This is a genomic window from Bacillus proteolyticus (assembly GCF_001884065.1).
Classification (GTDB): Bacteria; Bacillota; Bacilli; order Bacillales; family Bacillaceae_G; genus Bacillus_A; species Bacillus_A proteolyticus.
Genome location: NZ_MACH01000008.1, coordinates 21,774 through 46,339, shown reverse-complemented (window position 1 = coordinate 46,339; position 24,566 = coordinate 21,774). Strand labels below are relative to the sequence as shown.

Sequence of the window (24,566 nt, the reverse complement as noted above, 5' to 3'; positions counted from 1 at the left end):
GCTACTTATCAAGCATTTTCAAACGCTTTCTTTAGCTATTTCATCCATTTTTCTACATGTAGCGAAAAGTAATTGTTATTTCCAAAACTTTAGTGTATATTTTTTCTCTGGAACATCTTTAAGAGGAAGGAATTAAAGCCATGTTATTAATCGATATATTTACGTTTCTTGGCATTATCGCCGCTGCCATTTCTGGTACATTAGTTGGTTTGAAAAAAGATCTAGATTTATTTGGTGTCCTTTGTTTAGCTGTAGCTACTGCGCTCGGCGGCGGTATTATTCGTGATATTATGATTGGTAACCTGCCTCCTGTCGCATTTGTAAAACCCATTTACTTTTTTGTAAGTGTACTATCAGCATTATTCACATGTATGTTTTTTGAGCGCATTAATAAACTTCAAGTTGTTATTATGCTTTCTGATGCTGTTGGTTTAGGTGTATTTACAGCTATTGGTGCAAATGCAGCGATGTCGCATCACGTTGACGCCTCATTTTTAGTCGTTTCAATGGGAGTTATTACAGGTATTGGGGGCGGTATTTTACGCGACATTTGCGCTCAAGATATCCCGTATGTATTCCGAAAAGAGATATATGCAATTGCTTCTATTTTAGGAGCAGTTAGTTTCCTAATTACACATGCAATGGGGGCACACGTATTAGCTTTCTATGTTTGTTTATTAATAACATTCGTTATTCGTGTAGTCACCGTAATATATAATGTACATTTCCCAGTTTTCTTTAAAACACATGCAAAAATTAATAAAGGCCATTAAGAGAATTCTACATACTATAGAGTAATTATATATAAAAAGTTGAAAATGAATTAGAAACCATCCCACAAGTAATGAAGAGTATTCAAGACGATTCCTCGAAAATGGCCTTAACGGCGGATAATTTACAACTAGAACTAAACCGATAAGGCGAATCGATACAAAAAAAGAATCCGAAATGGATTCTTTTATTTTCTGAAAAATATTTTTTGGCAATAAAAATAACCCATATAAACACCAAAGCTTTGTAAAATAAACAAAGCTGGCATAATGATATTATAGTATGCCATATCTACTTGAAAGAGCCTTAACGATACATATCCGGTAATTAATAATACAAACAACATATATCCTTCATTTTGCTGTTTCTTAATTAGAAAATGTAATAAAGCTATGGCCATAAACAGTGTCACCACTATATATATAAGCTTTTCACATTTAAAAAGAATAGAATTTATTCCCTCATTTGAAAACTGGTTAATAACTGGTTTTAACAGTTTAAATCTTTCTACTTCCATTTCTTTTAACTCTTGATCAATTTGCTCTTTTACACTTTGATTTTCAGATGTTTTTTCTTCATTTTGACTTTTTCCAATTAAAACAGATTGAACATAATTCTGATTAGAAATCGTATACTGTGACATTCCCATCATCTTGATACCATAGCTCACACCAAAATGAGTACTATAAAACAGAATAAGTATTCCTATCATTTTTAATAGTAATTTTTGCTTCGTTGCTGATTGAAATAATTCAATTAACAGCACATATACAGCTATAAACATAGGTAAAAATAACCCCATTGGGAAAATCATATTGCTAAGCGCAAATAAAACGGCTGAAATTACCCACATATAAGGATGATCCAATCCTTTATATAAAAATATGTAACAAGCACAATAAAATAAAAATATTGCGAGTGATTCCGCCGTTAATACAGAACTCATAAATATATTTGGAATATATAAAGCATAAAACACGGACGCGATACGACCACACTCTTCTCCAAAGACCCTTGCCGCAATGCGATAAATGAAAAATGCAGTTCCTGTACAAAATAAAATATTAAATAGTTGTAAAGCGAATACCGTATCACCAAATATACGAATGATGATCGATTCATAAATAATAAAAGGTAACTGCGCTACATTCGCTATATTATTTCCAATTGCAATCTGCTTTGCAGACTCATACATAGCTTTCATGTCACCTATTATTGGACCATCTACAAATAGAACTGTGATAAATCTTACAACTATAGATATGCTTATAAGAAAGATAAGAAATTGTTTATCTGTAAAACGATATTGCAAAATCGATGCCACTAACAAAATAAGAATAACAAAAATCACTAATACGATTGTTATACTTGTTGTACTTCCCCCAAAAAATTGCTTACTTGTTTCAAAAGCCGACCAACAACTATAAACAAAAAATGCGAGCATCGCACCAATCGTTATTTTACTGAAGAAAGACGAAAAATTTGTTTGTATATGATTCATATGTCCATTGCACCTCTACTTCCATTTATAACAAAACGATTCTATCATGAATAGGCACAAGGTTAATAGGGAATTTCTATGACAAACACATAGTCATTACTTTTTCACTTGCAATGTAAGCGAATCCTCTTTTACACTACATTTTATATACGATAAATTTTCTTTCAGTTACATGAATACAAATACAGAAATTTCAATAAAGTGAAACTTTAATCCGCGGGGGTTTCATCCTCCACTGACTATTAGCTTGCTATTCGCGGGATAATCCTCTTGGAACACTTTACTTCATTAAATATCTAATATGAGTACTCCACTTACACATGTCACTCTGATTGAAAACAAAAAATAGGGGATGAATATATGGAAAAGAAATTCATGCGAGAATCAAAAGCAATTAAAACAACACGTGTTTTTCCTAACGATTTAAATAATCACCAAACACTTTTCGGGGGAAAATTATTAGCAGAAATTGATAGTATCGCTTCAATCGCAGCTGCGAGACATAGCCGCAAACATTGCGTAACAGCATCTATCGATTCCGTTGATTTTTTAACTCCAATTCACCAAGCAGATTCTGTCTGTTATGAAGCATTCGTATGTTATACAGGAAAATCTTCAATGGAAGTTTTCGTAAAAGTAATTGCAGAGGATTTACTAGCAGGCGAGCGTAGAATGGCCGCAACTTGTTTCATTACATTTGTCGCATTAAAAGACGGAAAACCTTCATCTGTACCACAAGTAATTCCTGAAACAGAGGAAGAACATTGGCTACATACAACTGGTTCAGAGCGTGCAGAAAATAGAAAAAAAGGACGTTTGAAAAGTAAAGAAATGGCTGAAGTGTTAACTTTAAATAAACCATGGAGCATTTAACGCTATTTAACACAGGTAAACATTCCTATATGTTCGCCTGTGTTTTTTTATTTCTCCTTAAATTATAAACGTATATAACCATCTAAACTTAACCTCTATTTACAAAATAATCCACTAACCTACCCTTTATTTTGTTATACTATTAATGGTATATTAGATGATGTTTACTAAAAATAATAATGCCTATTATCATATAAAGGATGGTGCAATATGTCTGTTGAGGTACCAATTGTAATACCTAAAACCTTGATTATCATTCCCGCTTACAATGAAGAGGAAGCGATCGCAGATACATTAACAAGACTTTTAGAACTAAAAGAACACTTTGTAGGATTAGATATTTGCGTAATTAATGATGGATCCAAAGATAAAACACCTGCAATTGTCACAACATTCCCGGTACATCTTGTAAATCTACCTTATAATTTAGGGATTGGGTCAGCTGTACAGACTGGATACAAATATGCTTATGAACATGGTTATGATATCGCTATTCAATTTGATGCCGATGGACAACATAACCCAGAAGATTTATATAAAATCATCCAACCTATTGCTGAAGATCAATGCGATATGGTACTGGGGTCTCGATTTACGAAAAAAACTGCATATAAAGGAAGTCTTTCAAGACGAATTGGAATATTTTACTTTACTGCCTTGTTAAAATTACTAACAAAACAAACATTTATGGATCCAACATCTGGATACCGCGCTATTAATCGCGAAGTAATTAAGATTTTCGCACACAATTATCCGAAAGATTATCCAGAGCCAGAAGTGCTCATTCACTTAAAAAAGAAGAACCTTCGCATTAAGGAAATATCAGTTAATATGCAAGAAAGACAAGGGGGACAATCTTCTATTACACCTTTAAAATCTGCATATTACATGATTAAAGTAAGTTTAGCCATATTAATGCAAAAAATTGTGAAAGGTTGATAATTCATGCCTATAATTACCTTTTCATTTATCTTTATCTTATTATTATTTTTCCTAATTATTAATTCTATACGTAGAGGTGCTTTAGACACAAAATATTCTATCCTTTGGATTTTCGTTTGTATCGCAATGGCAATTTTAAGCTCTACAGATAAAATTATAAATTGGATTGGGAAGCTATTACACGTGGAATACCCACCATCTGTTTTATTCTTGTTTGGACTTTTATTCTGCTTTATTTTAATTTTTGATTTAACTCGTAAGGTTTCTAAACAGCATCACCAACTTGTAACCTTGACACAAGATTATGCGCTACTAAAACAAAAATTAAATAATAAAGAACAAAATGATTCTTTACACGATGCATAATTAAAAATGACCTACTTTCTATTTTTAGAAAGTAGGTCATTTTTTTAAATATATCTCTTAGATGAAATGTTTTTTATAAATTTAATCGAATCGTATAACTTGCATACAATTTTTCTTATTATAACCTTCTATTCCGTACAGCGATATATATAAATATTTATTATATATATATATACCTATTTTAGGAATGGTCTGCTAACTCTCATAACAGTTGCGACAATACCTACACCTATCATTATAAATAGCATTGGCATCAATGGGAGTGCATAACGATCATATGCAAGGTATAAGCTATTGAAATAAGTTTGGAATAAAATACTTATCCATAAAAACGAATACTCCCTCCATCTTCTCCAACAGAATGCAAATGCTAAGATGGAGCAAATTATGAAGCCTTTTTTAATTGGGTCATAAATTTTCTTCATATCTTCTCCAGATATATCAAAAATACTAATTGGAGTGGCTGGATAATAATATGCCTTTTCCCAGAAGATTTGTGGCTTTAAAATCAAATAACTTTTCAGCATTGATTTTTTATCTGTATGCCACCATTCCTTAATACGGTCCATCGCTACTTCTTGTTGCTTCGCCATTAATTCATGCGCTTCTATACCCGGATATTTCGCGAGAATTTCCGCATCAATTTCTTCCACACTTTTTCCAGGCGGATAACCTTCACCTTGATATGTGCCCAGTAGCAACGGATTACCTGAACCTGCTGTAAGCGGGATAAACTTGTGAAATTGAATATAATTACGTGCCCACCAAGGACCAAGCACAACAAGTAACACTAATACACTAATACTGGCTTGCTTTATCATTAGGCGGAATGGATAGCGTTTTAATACAAGGTATACAAATAATAAAATTGGATATAAAGCGATTTGCACCCTGAAATATAGTGCTACAAAGTAGAATAATAAAATAATATAAAAATCTTTCATTGAATGCGTATCTGCTAATTTCAAGCTCCAATATAATAGCCCTAATGATAGAAATAGATACGGGCTTTCTGTCAACGTCAAGTTCTCTACTACCACTTCAGGAGGGTATAATGCTAATAGCAATGCAGCAATTAATCCAACTGCTGGATTTAAGATATATGTACCAATCTTATAAGTCATATAAATGCTTAAGATACCAAAAGTTATCATAACTAATTTTGCACATAAAACCCCTAGGCTTCCGTGCCCAAATATGGCGAATATGCCCGCTAATAAAAATACTTGTCCAGGCATAATATGAACAGTTGGTTTTGTCGGATCATGATACGTTAACATACCCGTTTCTAAAAAATTGACAGCGTTTCTTTGATACATTAAATCATCACTACCAAGTGTTAAATCACTACCGTATGTTTTTAAAGTCATTAACCGAAATATCAAGCCAATAACCAGAATAATGCCCAATATTATTAACTCAGGTCTTCGAATATACTTTTGTAACATTCTAAAGTTTCCTCCCCTTTATTGCAAAACATTTGTATTTTAAACAAAAATATACACATACATCCTTTCATTATAAACAATTTCCATATAGGACTTCTATATTTTTAATAATAATTATTATATGCATAAAGTTGATTTACAAACTTTATATGCGGTAAACTTATACAGATAGGTATTCTGATAACCTTTTTTCACAAAAAGATTTACATAATAAAAATTTGAGGAGTTAAAATTCTATGATAGAACAAAACCAACTCGTCTCAGTTGTTATTCCTTTATATAATGCAGAGAAATATATTGAAGAGACGATGGAATCGATACTAAATCAAACATATAAACATATTGAAATTGTAATTGTAGATGACGGAAGTAAAGATCAATCAGCTTCTATCGTAAAAAATCTTGAGCAAAAATATCCAGGGCAAATAAAATATATCCCTCAAGAAAATCAAGGTGTTTCTGTTGCTCGTAATACAGGAATTGAAAATGCTAGCGGAGAATATGTTGCTTTTCTTGATAGTGATGATTTATGGCATCCAACAAAAATCGAAAAACAAGTTGAAAGCATGCATAAAAACAACATGAATGCTTGTTATTGTGGCTATATGAACTTTTATGAAGAAACTGGTGAAAAAGTTGAGCACACGACAAACTTTATTAAAGGTGATATGACGAAATCTTTCTTAACGCATCAAGTTGTTGCTCAAACGAGTACTTGGATTTTCAAAAGATCTATCGTGATGGATCATAACATTCGTTTCACACCAGGATGTAGCTGGGGAGAAGATTTAGAATTTCTATTTAAATTAATGAGTGTAGCAAACGTATGCTATGTAGATGAATATTTGACATATTACCGAATCTTATCAGAAGGAAATCTTTCTTCAAAGTATAAAGATTATGAATTAAAAACAGCAAAAGAATTAGAAGTATTTAATCGAATGAAGGATTGGGCTCATAATAAATCAAAAGACTTAATCATGAATGATTCTACAGAACTTCTTGAAATTCTTGAAACCTACCTATTCCCATATACAGTCATTAATAACGCTTGTATATACATTAAGAGCAGCTCTAAATTAGATAAATCACAAGTCCAACTAATCAAAAGCGATATAAGTAAATATTGTCGCAAAATTTATTCAAAAAATGGAAAACGAAGCAAGAAGTTATACGCGATGCTTTGGTTTGTACGAATCAAGTTTATGTTTTCTTAAATAAAAAATACGCTTCTAAACATTCTTTCCGTAAACAAATCAAATTTACAAATAGGACGAAGCGCGTCCTGAAGAATAGAAAGGTCTTTTTCCATGAAAACAAATAAAATCCTTAAAAACGCCTCCTACCTCTTTGTAGGAAATATTACTGTTCGATTTGTACTTGCTATTGCGACGATTTTCTTTGCAAGATATGTTTCACCAGGTGAGTATGGGATGTTTACAACTGCATTAGCAGTTTCCGCTGTTATTTGTTATTTTACAGATGCAGGTTTAACACATACGTTTATGCGTGAAGGAACGAGAAGTGATGCTAACATTAGTGTGCTAATCAGCAGTTATTTACGCATTCGTTTAGTATTAGCTATCGTAATTTCCGTACTCTTCGCTATTTTTGCTCAGTTCTTCTATACTGATGCTTACTTACGCGCCATGGTATATTGGGTTGTATTACCGACCATGTTTGGAGCAACTTTACAAGGTGTGGGAATGGCTTATTTCCAAGTTACAGAACGTATGCAATTTACAGCGATTATTTCTGTAATACAAGGTGTCACAGCCGCAGCTGCGCTTCTACTAGGAATGTCATTTAAATGGTCACTTATGATGGTCGCTGCCATGTACGGTATATCTAGTCTTGTAACAGGAGTCATCGCCTTTATAATGGTGCTCCGCCATACAACAGTTCATAAAGGCTGGGACAAAGGTATTTTAAATCAATTACTAATTTTCACAATCAATGGCATTATCATTATGCTCTTACCACAGTTAGGGCCTATTATATTAGAAAAAGTTTCAACGTATGAGCAAGTTGGATTCTTTGGCGCTGCATCGAAAATACCCGCTGTACTTTATCAAATACCAGGTGTAATTGCAGCAGCCTTTTATCCAAAGTTATTTACTTTTGGAAATGAAAAGAATATTGATGAACATAGAAAACTATCTCTGTTTGAATTAAAGCTTATGTCTTTCTTAGGAATGGGAATTTCTATCCCATTTATCGCTGATCCAAGCTTTTGGATTGTTACTTTATTAGGGGAAGAGTATGCACCAGCTGGTGATGCTCTTGCAATTTTAGCCTTTATGGTCATTTTACAATCTATCAACTATCCACTTGCTGATAATTTAACAACAATTGGTCAACAGTGGAAACGTGCGACAACGATGGGAATTGGATTAGCTGTCGCTATTATAAGTTACATCGCATTAGGTAGCCAATTTGGAATGATGGGAGCTGCGGCAGCTGCGATCATTACCGAGATTACATTATTAATCGGATTTACTTTATTCGTTCGTAAAGGCTTTTCATTACTATTCAAAGGAATAATATTCAATGCACTAGCATTTATAGTCAGTTACGCAATATACCGCACAGTATTAATTAACTTACCACCACTAATAGCTTTAACATTTACTGGTATATTGTACGGTATTATCGGTCTTGCCATTGACCCTCAAATACGTGGGTTGATTTTAGGATTTGTAAAGAAAAAGCTAGGTAAGAAAATAGCATAAAGGCCAAGTTCTTTTTCATCTTTATGAAAAAGAACTTGGCTTTTTATTTATTATCCTCTACATATAAAATGGTTTCTTTTGACCCTTAATAACACCAACTCTTCTCGACGACATTTTTCATATCCCACAATGTAATTAAACACCTTTCAATTACACTCTATATTTTCCCAGAAACAACGCGATGTTAATCTTGCAAAAATATACATTTTGAAAGGATAGCATTATACTCAATAATTTAGTATCATGATTCAAGACACTATTTTGAAATGGACGGAGGATACTATGAGCTTATTAACAGTCGAGAAATTAGGCCATACATTTGGCGATCGCACATTATTTAAAGATGTATCCATGCGTTTACTAGCAGGGGAACATGTTGGATTAGTCGGTGCAAACGGTGTAGGTAAATCAACATTTATGAATATTATTACTGGTCAACTTATCCATGATGAGGGCCGTGTAGAATGGACACCTGGTACAAATTACAGTTACTTAGACCAGCATACAATTTTAACACCTGGTCGCACAATTCGTGATGTATTAGCTGACGCATTTTTACCTTTATTTGAAAAAGAAAAAGCTTTAAATGAAGTTGCAGAAAAAATGGGAACTGCAACACCAGAAGAATTAGAGGAACTTCTTGAGGAGATGGCGGAAATACAAGATGCCCTCGAAGCAGGTGGTTTCTATTTATTAGATATTAAAATTGAAGAAGCGGCACGTGGTCTTGGAATTGATGCAATCGGTTTAGACCGTGATGTTGCTGCATTAAGTGGTGGACAACGTACAAAGGTATTACTAGCAAAATTATTACTTGAACAACCAGAAGTATTACTATTAGATGAGCCTACTAACTATTTAGATGTTGAACATATTCATTGGTTAACAACTTATTTAAAGGAATACCCACATGCATTCCTATTAATTTCCCATGATACGGAATTTATGAATAAATGTGTCGATGTTATTTTCCATCTAGAATTTACAAAAATGACGCGTTATACAGCGACATATGAAAAATTCCTAGAACTAGCAGAAATTAACAAAAATCAACATATAAATGCTTATGAAAAGCAGAAAGAGTTTATTAAAAAGCAAGAAGACTTTATCGCGAAGAACAAGGCTCGCTATTCAACGACAGGTCGTGCAAAGAGTCGTCAAAAACAACTTGATCGCATGGAGCGTATTGATCGTCCTGAAACAGCAATTAAGCCGGAATTCTCATTTAAGGAATCTCGTGCAAGTAGTCGTTTCGTCTTTGAAGGCGAAGATGTAGAAATCGGATATACACATCCATTATTACCAAAACTAACAATGACAATTGAACGCGGTGAAAAAATTGCCATCGTTGGTTGTAATGGTGTCGGTAAATCAACATTACTAAAAACGATTTTAGGAAAAATTAAACCTTTAAGCGGTAAAACAAGTCTTGGTGACTTCTTAGAGCCTGCATACTTTGAGCAAGAAGTAAAAGCGGATAATATAACACCAATTGATGATGTTTGGAACACATTCCCTAGCATGGACCAACATCAAATTCGTGCGATGTTAGCGAAATGCGGATTAAAAAATGAGCATATCTCTCGCCCGCTAAATCAATTAAGTGGTGGCGAACAAGCAAAAGTTCGTTTATGTAAGCTAATGGGTGAAGAAAGTAACTGGATCCTATTCGATGAGCCAACAAACCATCTTGATGTTACAGCAAAGGAAGAACTTCAAAAAGCTCTGAAAGCATATAAAGGGACAATCCTTCTTGTATGTCACGAACCAGAATTTTATGAAGGTTGGATCACAAAAACTTGGAATGTTGAAGAGTGGGCAGAACAAAATAAATAAGCCTTAAATTATTTCATTATAATTGTAAAATAAAATCCGTTCCTAGAAAGTACTTAGGAACGGATTTTTTTATAATAATGAAACTTTCATTAGCTTCAGGCCAGTACGACGAAAAGATTAAACTAACATTTCATTATTTCAACTCGATATTATAATATCGAGCTAACCTTACTCTAAAATCCTTTAAATCATTATATGCTTCCAAATTCGCTAACATCCCTCGAATCACTGGAATCCTAGGATTTTGAACTCTCATTTCTGATTCTAAAACATCTAAAGTGACTAAAACCTCATCATTTTCCAGTTGGTCTGCTAATGTTCGTTTTAATATAATAATTTCATTTAAAAAGTGCTCTTTCACCTGTTCTTTAATAAGCTCTGAGCTACAAAAAAGCTCACCAATCTTTTCTTCATTTAAAACAGGCTCCTCCGAAGAATCTAGAAGCCCTTCTACTAAATCGTCTACTCTTTTTAAAATAAAGGAAGCGACATGAGAGAAATCAATTTCCGGTTCATTTAAAATAATCAATTGTAAATAACCGTGGCATATCCCTTCCACCATAATTACCAAATCTAATAAATATGGACTGACCGTTTCACCATAAATAGACAATAAGCTATTCCGATAAAATGCATGAGATTCTAACTTCATCCGTATCATAAACTCTTCTACTTCTTTATTAAACGGAATAGCATTTTCTCTTGCATGCATAATAATAAATTCTTTATGTTTTTGCACATCAGTAAACTGAAAATATAACTGCTTTTCAAATTTTTCACGTGGTAATAAAGACTCTTTTTCAATATCCAACATTTTCTTTTGGATTTTGTCATAATAATATCGAAGTGTCGCTAATAAAAGCTCATCTTTCGATTTAAAATACAAATAAAAAGCCCCTTTTGATATACCACAAGCTGTGACAATCTCTTGTACTGACGTTGCACTTACACCCTTAGTCGCAAATAACTTCATAGCCATCTCTATAATTAAGCGCTCTTTTTCTTTCATATCATATCTTCTCTCCTAAACTTAATTTCGCATCTTATGTAAATGTAAATTTAATCTTATATTAGCAAGTAGCAAAACCCCTACCCCAATAGCGGGTCAAAAAGTTATTTTTAGGCCTACTACTTACCTAAAAGCTCCATTAATAAAAGCTAATGATTCAGTAAGGAATAATAAAAAAATCTCTCCCCTTATAGTTTCAATTTATTATACCATCTCTTTTCATTGACGACTGACCAATCAGTCAGTTATATTATGTATTAGACTGACCAGTTGGTCAATACAATAAAAAGGGAGCGCAAACATGAACAAACTCATTAATTTCTCGTTAAAAAATAAGTTCGCGGTTTGGCTACTAACCATTATTGTTACCATTGCAGGCATTTATTCTGGGATGAACATGAAGTTAGAAACAATCCCTGATATTACAACGCCTATTGTAACAGTAACTACGGTTTATCCTGGTGCTACACCAGAAGAAGTAGCTGACAAAGTTTCAAAACCGATGGAAGAGCAACTGCAGAATTTAAGCGGTGTGAACGTTGTTAGTTCATCATCTTTTCAAAACGCATCTTCTATTCAAGTAGAGTATGATTTTGATAAAAATATGGAAAAGGCCGAAACAGAAATTAAAGAAGCTCTCGCGAATGTGAAACTTCCTGAAGGCGTAACAGATCCGAAAGTTTCTCGAGTAAACTTTAATGCTTTTCCTGTTATTTCGTTAAGCGTAGCGAGTAAAAATGAATCTTTAGCTACGTTAACAGAAAATGTAGAAAAAAATGTTGTTCCTGGATTAAAAGGACTTGATGGTGTCGCATCTGTTCAAATCGCAGGTCAACAAGTAGACGAGGTACAGCTTGTCTTCAAAAAAGATAAGATGAAAGAATTAGGTTTAAGTGAAGATACCGTAAAAAATATGATTAAAGGTTCGGACGTATCGTTACCACTTGGCTTATATACATTTAAAGATACGGAAAAATCAGTTGTTGTAGATGGTAACATTACAACAATTAAAGCATTAAAAGAATTAAAAATTCCAGCTATCCCTTCATCACCAAATGGTCAAGGTAATCAAAATGCTGGTGCCGGAACACAAGCACCACAGATGAATCCAGCCGCTATGAACGGCATACCAACGGTTGCATTAGAAGACATTGCTGATATTAAAGAAGTCGGAAAAGCAGAGTCTATTTCTCGAACAAATGGAAAAGAAGCAATTGGAATTCAAATTGTGAAGGCTGCTGATGCGAATACAGTTGATGTTGTAAATGCAGTTAAAGATAAAGTAACAGACCTTGAGAAAAAATATAAAGACTTAGAGATTATTTCAACATTCGATCAAGGTGCGCCTATTGAAAAATCAGTCGAAACAATGCTTAGCAAAGCTATTTTCGGTGCTATCTTTGCGATTGTTATTATTATGTTGTTCCTGCGAAACATTCGAACAACGCTAATCTCTGTCGTTTCTATACCACTTTCTTTATTAATCGCAGTTTTAGTAATAAAACAAATGGATATTACGCTTAACATTATGACACTTGGAGCAATGACAGTCGCTATCGGACGTGTCGTCGATGACTCCATTGTTGTTATTGAAAATATTTATCGACGTATGTCGTTATCAGAAGAAAAATTACGCGGGAAAGATTTAATTCGTGAAGCTACGAAAGAAATGTTTATCCCGATCATGTCTTCTACCATTGTAACCATTGCTGTATTCTTACCGCTTGGACTTGTAAAAGGTATGATTGGTGAGATGTTCTTACCATTCGCCTTAACTATTGTCTTTGCTTTATTAGCATCGTTACTAGTGGCCGTTACAATCGTACCAATGTTAGCTCACTCCTTATTTAAGAAAGAGAGCATGAGAGAAAAAGAAGTACATCATGAAGAGAAACCAAGTAAATTAGCAAACGGTTATAAACGCATACTTGCATGGGCTTTAAATCATAAAATCATTACATCCAGTATCGCTGTCCTTCTATTAGTTGGTAGTCTCGCACTTGTGCCAATTATCGGTGTAAGTTTCTTACCTTCTGAAGAAGAAAAAATGATTATTGCAACGTACAATCCAGAGCCAGGTCAAACGTTAGAAGACGTTGAAAAAATTGCAACGAAAGCTGAGAAGCACTTCCAAAATAATAAAGACGTCAAAACAATTCAATTCTCATTAGGTGGCGAAAACCCAATGAGTCCTGGTCAATCAAATCAAGCAATGTTCTTCGTTCAATATGATAACAATACGAAAAACTTTGAAAAAGAAAAAGAACAAGTCGTGAAAGATTTACAAAAGATGTCTGGAAAAGGCGAATGGAAAAACCAAGATTTCGGAGCAAGTGGCGGTAGTAACGAAATTAAGCTATACGTTTATGGAGATAGCTCTGAAGAAATTAAGCCTGTGGTGAAAGACCTTCAAAATATCATGAAGAAAAATAAAGATTTAAAAGACGTTGACTCTAGTATTGCAAAAACATATGCAGAGTACACTTTAGTAGCAGATCAAGAAAAGCTAAGTAAAATGGGTCTAACGGCCGCTCAAATTGGAATGGGCCTTTCTAATCAACATGATCGTCCTGTTTTAACAACAATTAAAAAAGACGGTAAAGATGTAAATGTATATGTAGAAGCTGAAAAACAAAATTATGATACAATCGATGATTTAACAAATCGAAAAATTACAACACCACTTGGCAATGAAATTGCTGTTAAAGATGTAATGACTGTAAAAGAAGGTGAAACTTCTAATACAGTAAAACATCGTGATGGTCGCGTTTATGCAGAAGTTAGTGCGAAATTAACATCGGATGACGTTTCAAAAGCATCTGCTGCAGTTCAAAAAGAAGTAGATAAAATGGACCTTCCTTCTGGTGTGGACGTTTCTATGGGAGGCGTTACAAAAGATATTCAAGAATCATTCAAACAACTTGGCTTAGCGATGTTAGCTGCGATTGCCATTGTATACTTCGTTCTTGTCGTTACATTTGGTGGTGCCCTTGCACCATTTGCGATCTTATTCTCACTACCATTCACAATCATTGGTGCACTCGTTGCCTTACTAATCTCTGGTGAGACGTTAAGTGTATCTGCAATGATTGGTGCGCTTATGTTAATCGGTATCGTTGTAACAAACGCAATCGTGCTTATTGACCGTGTTATTCATAAAGAAAATGAAGGTTTATCCACACGCGAAGCATTACTAGAAGCCGGTGCAACACGCCTGCGTCCTATTTTAATGACTGCCATTGCAACAATCGGGGCTCTTATCCCGCTTGCATTAGGATTTGAAGGCAGCGGCTTAATTTCTAAAGGACTTGGTGTAACCGTAATTGGTGGATTAACAAGTTCAACGTTATTAACACTTCTTATCGTTCCAATCGTTTATGAAGTATTAAGCAAGTTTAAAAAGAAAAAAGTAAAATAATAAAAAATAACCTCGCAGTTAGCGAGGTTATTTTTTATCTCCAAACAAGATTAGGCAATCACCATATCCCGCTTTCTCTAACTCCCTTTTTGGGATAAATCGAAGGGCTGCTGAGTTTATACAATAACGAAGGCCATTTGGTCCTGGGCCGTCTGGAAATACATGCCCAAGATGTGAATCTCCTTCCTTACTTCTCACTTCCGTGCGCGTCATATTATGACTAACATCCATTTTTTCTTTCACGCTAGCTGCCATAACCGGTTTCGTAAAACTTGGCCATCCGCAGCCGCTATCAAATTTATCTAAAGAAGTAAATAACGGTTCCCCTGAAACGATGTCTACATAAAGACCTTCCTCTTTATGATTCCAGTATTCATTTTGAAAAGGTGGTTCAGTTCCATTTTCCTGTGTTACATAAAACTGCATCTCGTTTAACTTTTCTTTTAAATGAGCATTATCCTTCGGCCAATGTTGTTTTATAAAAGCATCACGCCCTGAGCCTTTACGATATAACTCATAGCGGAATGTGTTTTTCTTATAATATCCTTGATGATATTCTTCAGCTGGATAAAACGTAGTAGCTGGCAATATTTTTGTCGCAATTGGCTTGGAAAAGTGCTCGCTCTTCGCAAGTTCTTCTTTTGAAGCCTCTGCCTTTTTATGTTGTTCTTCATTATGATAAAAAATCACTGTTTCATAAGACTGTCCGCGGTCGTGGAATTGTCCGCCAACGTCAGTTGGATCAATTTGTCTCCAATATATTTGAAGCAACTCTTCATACGGCATTTTATTTGCATCAAATGTAATTTGTACCGCTTCATAATGCCCCGTCGTTTCTGAACAAACTTCTTTATAGGTTGGATCTTCTTTATGACCACCTGTATAACCTGAAACGACCTGTATAATCCCTTCCATTTCTTCAAATGGCGAAACCATACACCAGAAACACCCTCCAGCAAACGTAGCCAATTCTATTTTTTCATTTACAGCCATTATTTCACCCCTATTCTATATTCTCCTTACAGTATGGCATAAGAAACATGATGTTATAAAAGAAAAAGCATCGAATATCGATGCTTTTTCTTTACTTTATTTTTTAGAAATATCTTTCTCATTTTCATCATTTGTCACGTCTAGAACATCTAATAAGAAAATGAAGATCGGAATACCGATAATAAGTCCCCACACACCTAAGAAATGCTCTGAGAAAATTAATACCATAAATGTGTAGAAGATTGGTAAGTTTGTTTTTTGCGACATAAATTTCGGGTTCAACACGTAGCTCTCAAGCGCATGAATTACTGTTACGATAATTAAAATATAAACGACATACATAATACCGCCGATGTTGTAAGCAATCATACAAAGTGGGAATAACGAAATGATAACACCTGCGACTGGAATTAAACCAAGCAAGAAAATCATTAACGCCAAGCCTAGTAATTGCGGGAATCCTAATATCCATAATGCGATAACAGATAAAACACAGTTAACAATTGCAATTAAAAATTGTGCTTCGATTACTTTTCCGAATGAACGTGCAAATTTCTTTCCGAAATACTCTATTTCGTTATAGAAAATTGCAAGTCGACTTTCTTTAAATTTCGAAGTAAAAGCAACGATACGTGCCTTTTCAAGTAAGAAAAATAAGCTTAAAATTACGGAAAGTAAAACTTGAAGGCCAAATTTCCCAACATTCGTAATAGATTTATACAAAATGTCTACGCCTTGCCCCACATATTTAGAAAGCTCCATATGATTAACAGCATTAACTGCATACTTAATTAATTCACTATCAGGTGGATTTCTTAAAAATACATTAAATTGATAAATCAATTGTGAAATTTGTATTGTTAATACCGGTAAATATTTAAATAGAGTAATGGCAATTCCAGCCACTAACATTACATATAAAAGCGCTATAATAATTTTCTGATTAATTGGCATGAAATGATCTAATTTACGAGAAATAAACTTTTGGAATCGATCCATTAAATACGTCAACATAAACGTAATTAAAATTAAATTTAACATACTTTGCATCCCATACAATATGAGAGCAAGTAATACTAATACGATTAACCTCTGAAATCCTTTGCTTTGAAACAGGTTTTTTATTTGCATAATCGACGAGTACTCTCTCCTGTCCTATAAAGTAAAACGTTAACAAGTAGATTTCTCTCTATTCTCTACTTATAATTATCCTTTAATATTAAAGCCATTGCGAGCAATTTATCTTCAATCCTAACCGCTCGTTAATTGTGCTAATATATTATGTTACTTCTTATTTTACAATACAATGACCTATTTCAAAATGCATTATGCACAGTATTAATGAAGATTTAAGGAAATTTTTACTCTCCTAAAAATAGGTCTTACCACCACTGTAACATAAAAAGCAAGCTATCAGTAGAAATCCGTCCTACAAATAGCTTGCTTTTATATTTTTTTAAGTAAGTTTTATCACCCAATAAATGGAATGAACATTGGGATAACTACCACTGTTACGACACCAACTACTGTCACAGCTATACTTGCCATAGCTGCTTCTACTTCACCCATTTCGATACCTACTGCAACCCCTAACGCATGTCCTGCTGTTCCAAGAGCCAAACCTTTAGCGATCGGATGTTTTACTCTAAATGTTTTTAAGAATAAAGCTCCTAATGCGTATACGATAACTGCATTAAAGATAACTGCAAATGATGTAATTGCTGGAATACCACCGATACTTTCAGATATTGGTAATGCAATTGCTGTTGTTGCTGCCTGCGGTAACATCGAGTTCATAACAGCTGTATCTAAACCAATTGCTTTTGCGACAATGAACACGACAACCACTGAACAAATAGATCCAACCACGATAGCCGATAAAATTTGCCACCAATATTTTTTTAACTTATCAACTTGTTTATATAATGGAATTGCAAAGGCGATGGTTGCTGGCTCTAAAAAGAAACTAATCATCTTCCCACCAGTATTATATTCTTCAAAAGTAAAGTTACCTACCTTTAAAAATACAATCCCTAATACCATTGCTACGAATAGTGGTGTAAATAAGAAGAATCCTTTTGAGTGTTTGAATAAAAATGTTCCGATTCCGTATGCAATTAATGAAACGACGATTCCGAAATATGGAGTCATTGTGCTTGTCATGTTCATTACCTCCTAACCATGTATGGTCTAAAATAGTTACGCAACTTTTCCGTGTTTGCTTCCTTCGTTTACAACTTTCAACTCTTTTGTATCTTTTGTTTCTTTGTCATCTTTACCTAAAATTAATTGTGCAAATAAACCTGTTACAGCAAGTAAAATAATTGTTGCAACAACGATTACAGTTAAGATTTGTACGAAATATTGGCTCATTACACCAAGAGAATTAATAACTGAAATACCTGATGGGACGAAAAGAAACCCGATAATCCCCGTTAAAGCCGTTCCGAGTGATTCAACTTGCTCCAATTTAATAACCTTTAGACATAATAGGCTAAATAAAACAACTAACCCGATTACCGATGAAGGCATCGGAATTGGTAAATGTGTTGCAATAATATTAGAAACTAACATAATAGCTGAAAATATGAATGCTTGTGATAAGAAACCATATACTTTTTTCGTACTCATTTTGGCCACCTCTTTCGATTTGGTACCTTTATTGTATAAGATACAAACAAAACTGTAAGCGTTTACACAACGGAACGTCAAATATACAAAATTAGTTACAAATATAGGCAGATGAAATACAAAAAGCTACTTCTTAAATACGAAGCAGCTTTTTGAGTTCTTTTGCATATGTACGGCTAACCGGGACTTTAGATCCCTCTTTCATAATTAAGTTATAAGTGGAATTAAACCACGGCTGTATCTCAGAAATATGATTAATATTAGTAATGAAACTACGGTGAACACGCATAAAAATGGTTTGCGGTAATTTCTTTTCCAAAATCACAAGTGTATCATGTGTTACATATGTTTCTTTCATTGTTTTTACAGCTACTTTCCCATCTACAAGCCCTACATAAACAATATCTTCAATATTAATAAGTACAATTGATTCCTCAATTGGTAATGCTAATTTATGCATCTCGGTCGTTACATCTACACTCTTTACATCTTGCTTTGTTTCTAATTTTATTTGCTTTTGTTTTTTATATTTCTTTAATGTCTGTACGATACGTTCTTCATCAAATGGCTTTAAAATGTAATCTAATGCATCTACCTCAAACGCTTGCAGCGCATATTGATCGTATGCAGTAGCAAACACAATTGAAGGTGGATTTTTCATTTTCTTTAATATATTTGCGATTTCAAATCCGTTATCATCAGATAATTGAATATCTAGAAAAACAATATCTGGTTTGTTTTTCATTAATTCTTCTAATACATCCTCTACACAATCCGCCTCACCAATTATCTCTACTTCTTTCGTTTGCTCTAATAAATATTTCAATTCATCCCGTGCTAACATTTCATCATCAACTACTAATACTTTTAACACTCCGTTTTTCCTCCTCTACTTTTTTCGGAATTACAAAGAGGATCTTTGTCCCTTGCTCTAACTCACTTTCAATTTGAAGCATTGTCTCTTTCCCAAATAACCCGATAAGTCGTTCGTTAATATTATATAAAGCTGTTCCCGTCCCTTTCTTTGATGGAACTACCATTTTTCCTAATTGCTCTAGACGTTCACTCTCAATCCCTTGTCCATTATCTTTCACTTCAAAGTGAACCATCCCCTCCTTTTCAAACACATGTACCTCAACCTGGCACACTGGCTGCTTTTTCGGAAAAGCATGGCGTAATGCATTTTCAACTAATAGTTGAAGCACAAATGGTGGTACTAAGGTTACCTTTAGTGCTTCTTCAATGTACATCTTCACTTCATACTTATTCGGAAATCTCGCTTGCTCTAACGATAAATATGCATGTACATGATTCAACTCTTGTTCTAATGGAATAAGTAATTGGCGTGCCCCTTGCAAATTACAACGAAAATAAACGCTAAGCTGCAATAATAATTTTCTCGCTTTCTCTACATCTGTTCGGCATAGAGCTGATACCGTATTAATTGCATTAAATAAAAAATGCGGATTGATTTGTGCTTGCAGCGCTTTTATTTCGGCATCCTGCAATAACTTACTTTGTAACTCAGCTTCACCTAACTCAAGCTGTGTGGAGAATATTTTCGCCAGCCCTTCCGCTAACTCTTCTTCAACACGACTTAATTGATTAGAGTTTTTAAAATAAAGTTTTAATGTCCCTATCGTATTTCCATGTGAAGTTAATGGAATAACAACCGCCGCTTGTAATGGACACCCTTCATGTTGACAATTAATCATCTCACGCGACTTCGCTTTCATTATTTCCCCTGTTTTTAATACGGATTTTGATAAACCTGTTATTAAACTGTGTGAAGGAATATGATGGTCTGATGCTAATCCAACGTGAGCTAAGATTTTCTCTGTATCTGTTAAGGATACCGCATCCGTTCCCGTAAAGCGGTGAATAATTTGTGCCACATGTTTACAAGACTCTTCTGTTAACCCTTGGCGAAAATACGGTAATGTCTTATCAGCAATTCGTAATACTTTATGTGTTTGCAGAGCTTTTGCATTCTCTTCCTGACGCAAAATGGCTTGTATCATAGAAAGTAAAATAAAACTCCCGAAACTATTCACAAGGATCATCGGTATCGCAATTGTTTTCACAATACTAATTCCATCCTCTACAATTAATAGAATCATAACCATTTCTAAAGAAACGATAAAGACACTTAAAATCGCTGAAAATTTAGGTGTAATTGTGCGATTATATTTTTTGAAAATGTATCCAATATAACCCGTTATAACTCCTGCTAAAATTGACGAGATGGCACAACTTGCTGCTGTCGTCCCACCAAGCATATAACGGTGAATACCAGCAATTGATCCTACTCCAATTCCAACGATAGGACCGCCAAGCAATCCACTAATTCCAACACCCATAATACGTGTATTCGCAATTGTACTTGATGAAGAAACACCTTGTAGCCAATTTTCATTCATAATCGTATTTCCCGCTATTTCAATCCCTGTGTAATTGCTTACAATTGTAAACACTGAAAAAATACAAATAAGCTTAATTTTATCTACATATCCGTCTTGCTTATGAAGAAGGCGCCTAAACGTTTTAATATGAGAAAGTAAAAATCCTAAAATAACAATAAGTCCGACACGTTCAATCATCATAAGTACTAAATTTAGCATCTGTGATTCATTCCTTTTTATATTAGTTAGTTTTATTATGGGAAAATAATGAAGTGTGCGTCAAGAAGAATGAAATATCTTTTGAAATATTTTACACATAACAATTCCCTCTTTATTTGACAATCTAACAGAAGAGTGCTAAAAATAAAGTAATATAATACAGTCCTTTAACCCAACCCCGTGAGGTTGAGAAGGAAGTCGGAATATACTATACGTATGGTCTTTTTTAGGGATACGTATGCTTTTTTGGCCTTCTCATCATATCAGGTGAGAAGGCCTTTTGTTATTCTTCCATAGCGACTGTAGAAGAAAATAAGGAGGAGTAATGATGAACGTCACTACTAATGTACAATCATCAACAGAGGAGACAAAAGAGAAAAGATATAAAACATTGTTTGGTTCTGCGCTAGGATATGCAGCAGAAGGTTTAGATATGTTGCTCTTATCTTTCGTACTCGTCTACATTTTAAAAGAATTTCATTTAAGCCCTGTTGAAGGTGGAAACTTAACATTAGCTACCACAATAGGAATGCTAATCGGGTCTTATTTATTTGGATTTATTGCTGATTTATTTGGGCGTATCCGTACGATGGCCTTCACAATCTTACTATTCTCACTAGCAACAACACTCATTTATTTCGCAACAGATTATTGGCAATTATTAATTCTTCGCTTTTTAGTTGGAATGGGAGTTGGTGGTGAATTCGGGATTGGAATGGCCATCGTAACTGAAACATGGTCTAAAGAAATGCGCGCTAAGGCGACATCCGTTGTTGCACTTGGATGGCAATTTGGCGTACTAGTCGCTTCACTCCTTCCGGCATTTATCGTCCCGCATTTTGGATGGAGAGCTGTTTTCTTATTTGGACTCATTCCAGCTCTACTAGCTGTTTACGTCCGCAAAAGTTTAAGTGAACCGAAAATATGGGAACAAAAACAACGATACAAAAAAGAATTGTTACAAAAAGAAGCTGAAGGTAATTTAACAACTACTGAGGCAGAACAACTAAAGCAAATGAAAAAGTTCCCACTTCGAAAGTTATTTGCAAATAAAAAAGTAACGATAACAACAATTGGTCTTATTATTATGTCATTCATCCAGAACTTCGGATACTATGGAATCTTCACATGGATGCCAACTATTTTAGCGAATAAATATAACTACACATTAGCAAAAGCGAGCGGTTGGATGTTCATCTCTACGATCGGCATGCTAATTGGAATTGCGACTTTTGGTATTCTAGCCGATAAAATTGGTCGCCGTAAAACTTTTACAATCTATTATATCGGTGGTACTATATACTGTCTCATTTACTTCTTCTTATTCACAGACTCAACATTATTGTTATGGGGAAGTGCATTGCTTGGATTCTTTGCCAATGGCATGATGGGAGGATTCGGAGCAATTTTAGCTGAAAACTATCCTGCTGAAGCTCGCTCGACAGCAGAAAACTTTATTTTCGGTACAGGACGTGGGTTAGCTGGATTTGGACCTGTTATTATCGGATTACTTGCCGCAGGTGGTAATTTAATGGGAGCACTATCTCTAATCTTCATTATTTACCCAATCGGTTTAGTTACGATGCTATTATGTGTCCCAGAGACGAAAGATAAAGTATTAGAATAGATTAAAACTATACGAAATGTTTGTTCGAGTACTATCCCCTTCAGGAAAAGTAGTTGGATAAATAGAAAAGAGGAAGCATCTCAAATGAAATGCTTCCTCTTTTTATATAAAATAAAACATACAATTTGTTTATTTTTTATTTTGATTTACTAGCTTTTTGGAACAAGAAGGAAGTTTTATCTTCTTCTTTTACAATACCTTGTTTTAATGCTAATTCTCCTGCAACTTTAGGCGCTAACCATAGCATTGGGAATAACAGAATGGATACAGGAACAGCCGTCACTACAATGAAGGATTGTAAGGCGTTAATACTCCCCTCACCCATGTATAAAAGAATCGCTGCAACTGCGCCCATAATAAGCGACCAAAAAACTCGCAAACTAATTCTAGGATTTCCATCTCCAGTCACTGCCATTGAAATCGAATAGGCCATTGAATCTCCTGTTGTCACTACAAATAAAATTGTTAATAAAAGAAATGCCGGTCCAACAATATTAGAGAGTGGCAGTTGCTCTGTAATTGCAATCATAGCTGCTGGCATACCAGATTCACTTAATGCGGTCGAGATAGAACCAGGATTCATTAACTCATAAAACACACCTGATCCCCCTAGTATAGTAAACCAAAACGTTGTAATAATGGGTGCAATAATTCCAATTGCAACGATAATTTCTCGGATTGTTCTTCCTCTTGAAATTCGGCTCACTAAAATTGCCATCATCGGTCCATATCCAATAAACCATCCCCAGAAAAAGATTGTCCACGATCCTAACCAACCTGTATCCCCACGATATGTGCTCATTGGAATAAATTCATTTATATAAAATCCAAACGAAGAAACAAATGAATCGATAATAAATCCACCTGGTCCAAACAGTAATACGAATACCATTAATAAAACTGCTAACCTAACATTTAAATTACTTATAATTTGAATCCCTTTATCAATTCCTGTTACCGCAGATATAGTAGAAACAGCTACTACACAAACAATAATGGCTAATTGAGTAGTAAACACATCAGGAATGTCAAACAATGCTTGTAATCCATAACTTGCTTGTAGTCCTAAAAATCCAATTGGACCAATCGTCCCTGCAGCTACCGCAATAATGGCAAACGCATCGATCATTGTTCCAAGCAAACTCTTTCGCAATTTCTCCCCAAAAATAGGATATAAAAGTGTACGGGGTTTTAACGGCATCCCTTTATGATAATGCCCATACATCATGACTACTGCACTAATTGTCCCTAAAATCGTCCAAGCTAAGAAACCCCAATGCATGTAACTTTGTGCTAAAGCCGGCATGACTGCTTCTTTCGTTCCAGCAGATATACCTTCATGTATTGGTGGCACCGTCATCAAGTGGTACATCGGCTCTGCCGCTGCCCAAAAAACACCACCTCCGGCAAGCAATGTAGACATAATAATAGCGAGCCATTTTGTCGTACTAATCTCAGGTTTTTCTAACCCCCCAAGTTTAACTCTCCCATATTTCGAGAATGCCATACACATAGCAACCACAAATGTACCAATTAATAAAACTTGCCAAAAGGCACCAAAATATTTAATTGAAGCTGCAAAACTGCTATTAATGACTCCCTCTACGTAACTTTTATTTAAAAAAACTGCAATTACAAATAATAAAAGTGAGCCACCACTAATAAGAAATACAGGCCAATCTGTTTTTCGACTCTTCATCCTCATTTACACTTCCTCCTTCCTCAGCAATCTAAAAAAACAACTTCATTATGTTTTATTGTTTATATCCTAAACACAATAATTATATAAACATAACGA

General features: G+C 34.5%; 19 protein-coding genes. 9 read left to right on the top strand and 10 right to left on the bottom strand.

The window, feature by feature from the left end; translation table 11 throughout:
- Positions 1-140: 140 nt before the first annotated feature.
- Positions 141-773 carry a trimeric intracellular cation channel family protein gene (locus tag BAQ49_RS01990; protein ID WP_000924380.1) on the top strand — a complete coding sequence of 211 codons (633 nt, stop codon included), beginning with the start codon at positions 141-143 and terminating at the stop codon, positions 771-773.
- Positions 774-958: 185 nt separating this feature from the next.
- On the opposite strand, the gene BAQ49_RS01985 is transcribed toward BAQ49_RS01990, so the two are convergent.
- Positions 959-2,272 carry an ArnT family glycosyltransferase gene (locus BAQ49_RS01985; protein ID WP_071743998.1) on the bottom strand — a complete coding sequence of 438 codons (1,314 nt, stop codon included), beginning with the start codon at positions 2,270-2,272 and terminating at the stop codon, positions 959-961.
- Positions 2,273-2,632: 360 nt separating this feature from the next.
- Between BAQ49_RS01985 and BAQ49_RS01980 the strand changes: the two genes are divergently transcribed.
- The 3 genes from BAQ49_RS01980 (at position 2,633) to BAQ49_RS01970 (ending at position 4,453) form a co-directional block, all read left to right on the top strand.
- Positions 2,633-3,145: an acyl-CoA thioesterase gene (locus BAQ49_RS01980; RefSeq protein WP_071743997.1), complete on the top strand. Its 513-nt coding sequence runs from the start codon at positions 2,633-2,635 to the stop codon at positions 3,143-3,145.
- Between the two features lie 210 nt (positions 3,146-3,355).
- Positions 3,356-4,084, top strand: a complete 729-nt coding sequence (locus BAQ49_RS01975) for a glycosyltransferase family 2 protein (protein WP_071743996.1) — start codon at positions 3,356-3,358, stop codon at positions 4,082-4,084.
- A gap of 6 nt (positions 4,085-4,090) precedes the next feature.
- Positions 4,091-4,453, top strand: coding sequence for a DUF2304 domain-containing protein (locus BAQ49_RS01970; RefSeq protein ID WP_071743995.1), 363 nt, complete (start codon positions 4,091-4,093; stop codon positions 4,451-4,453).
- Between the two features lie 176 nt (positions 4,454-4,629).
- On the opposite strand, the gene BAQ49_RS01965 is transcribed toward BAQ49_RS01970, so the two are convergent.
- Positions 4,630-5,901 (bottom strand): glycosyltransferase family 39 protein, encoded by a 1,272-nt coding sequence (locus BAQ49_RS01965; protein WP_071743994.1) that lies wholly within the window; start codon positions 5,899-5,901, stop codon positions 4,630-4,632.
- A gap of 236 nt (positions 5,902-6,137) precedes the next feature.
- Between BAQ49_RS01965 and BAQ49_RS01960 the strand changes: the two genes are divergently transcribed.
- The 3 genes from BAQ49_RS01960 (at position 6,138) to BAQ49_RS01950 (ending at position 10,469) form a co-directional block, all read left to right on the top strand.
- A complete protein-coding gene (locus BAQ49_RS01960) occupies positions 6,138-7,118 on the top strand; it encodes a glycosyltransferase family 2 protein (protein WP_071743993.1) in 981 nt (326 codons plus the stop codon).
- Between the two features lie 93 nt (positions 7,119-7,211).
- Positions 7,212-8,633: an oligosaccharide flippase family protein gene (locus BAQ49_RS01955; protein WP_071743992.1), complete on the top strand. Its 1,422-nt coding sequence runs from the start codon at positions 7,212-7,214 to the stop codon at positions 8,631-8,633.
- Positions 8,634-8,915: 282 nt separating this feature from the next.
- Entirely contained in the window at positions 8,916-10,469 is a 1,554-nt protein-coding gene (locus BAQ49_RS01950) for an ABC-F family ATP-binding cassette domain-containing protein (protein ID WP_071743991.1), read from the top strand.
- 133 nt (positions 10,470-10,602) lie between these two features.
- On the opposite strand, the gene BAQ49_RS01945 is transcribed toward BAQ49_RS01950, so the two are convergent.
- Positions 10,603-11,478 (bottom strand): TetR/AcrR family transcriptional regulator, encoded by an 876-nt coding sequence (locus BAQ49_RS01945; RefSeq protein WP_071743990.1) that lies wholly within the window; start codon positions 11,476-11,478, stop codon positions 10,603-10,605.
- A 301-nt stretch (positions 11,479-11,779) separates the two neighbouring features.
- Here BAQ49_RS01945 and BAQ49_RS01940 point away from each other — a divergent pair, with 301 nt between their 5' ends.
- Positions 11,780-14,896: an efflux RND transporter permease subunit gene (locus BAQ49_RS01940; protein ID WP_071743989.1), complete on the top strand. Its 3,117-nt coding sequence runs from the start codon at positions 11,780-11,782 to the stop codon at positions 14,894-14,896.
- A 27-nt stretch (positions 14,897-14,923) separates the two neighbouring features.
- Here BAQ49_RS01940 and msrB read toward each other — a convergent pair whose 3' ends face one another.
- The 6 genes from msrB to lytS form a co-directional block, all read right to left on the bottom strand.
- Positions 14,924-15,889, bottom strand: coding sequence for a peptide-methionine (R)-S-oxide reductase MsrB (gene msrB / locus BAQ49_RS01935; protein WP_071743988.1), 966 nt, complete (start codon positions 15,887-15,889; stop codon positions 14,924-14,926).
- 96 nt (positions 15,890-15,985) lie between these two features.
- Positions 15,986-17,020, bottom strand: coding sequence for an AI-2E family transporter (locus BAQ49_RS01930; RefSeq protein ID WP_071743987.1), 1,035 nt, complete (start codon positions 17,018-17,020; stop codon positions 15,986-15,988).
- Between the two features lie 339 nt (positions 17,021-17,359).
- Complete coding sequence (gene lrgB / locus BAQ49_RS01925) at positions 17,360-18,052, bottom strand: antiholin-like protein LrgB (RefSeq protein WP_071151678.1); 693 nt, start codon at positions 18,050-18,052, stop codon at positions 17,360-17,362.
- 36 nt (positions 18,053-18,088) lie between these two features.
- Positions 18,089-18,520 (bottom strand): antiholin-like murein hydrolase modulator LrgA, encoded by a 432-nt coding sequence (lrgA, locus tag BAQ49_RS01920; RefSeq protein ID WP_071743986.1) that lies wholly within the window; start codon positions 18,518-18,520, stop codon positions 18,089-18,091.
- A gap of 133 nt (positions 18,521-18,653) precedes the next feature.
- Complete coding sequence (locus tag BAQ49_RS01915; RefSeq protein WP_071743985.1) at positions 18,654-19,394, bottom strand: LytR/AlgR family response regulator transcription factor; 741 nt, start codon at positions 19,392-19,394, stop codon at positions 18,654-18,656.
- Entirely contained in the window at positions 19,372-21,141 is a 1,770-nt protein-coding gene (gene lytS / locus BAQ49_RS01910; protein WP_071743984.1) for a two-component system sensor histidine kinase LytS, read from the bottom strand. Before lytS ends, BAQ49_RS01915 begins: the two co-directional genes overlap by 23 nt.
- 328 nt (positions 21,142-21,469) lie before the next feature.
- Here lytS and BAQ49_RS01905 point away from each other — a divergent pair, with 328 nt between their 5' ends.
- Positions 21,470-22,768, top strand: a complete 1,299-nt coding sequence (locus BAQ49_RS01905) for an MFS transporter (protein WP_071743983.1) — start codon at positions 21,470-21,472, stop codon at positions 22,766-22,768.
- Positions 22,769-22,904: 136 nt separating this feature from the next.
- Here the strand turns inward: BAQ49_RS01905 and BAQ49_RS01900 are convergent, their stop codons facing one another.
- Positions 22,905-24,473: a BCCT family transporter gene (locus BAQ49_RS01900; protein ID WP_071743982.1), complete on the bottom strand. Its 1,569-nt coding sequence runs from the start codon at positions 24,471-24,473 to the stop codon at positions 22,905-22,907.
- Positions 24,474-24,566: the final 93 nt, after the last annotated feature.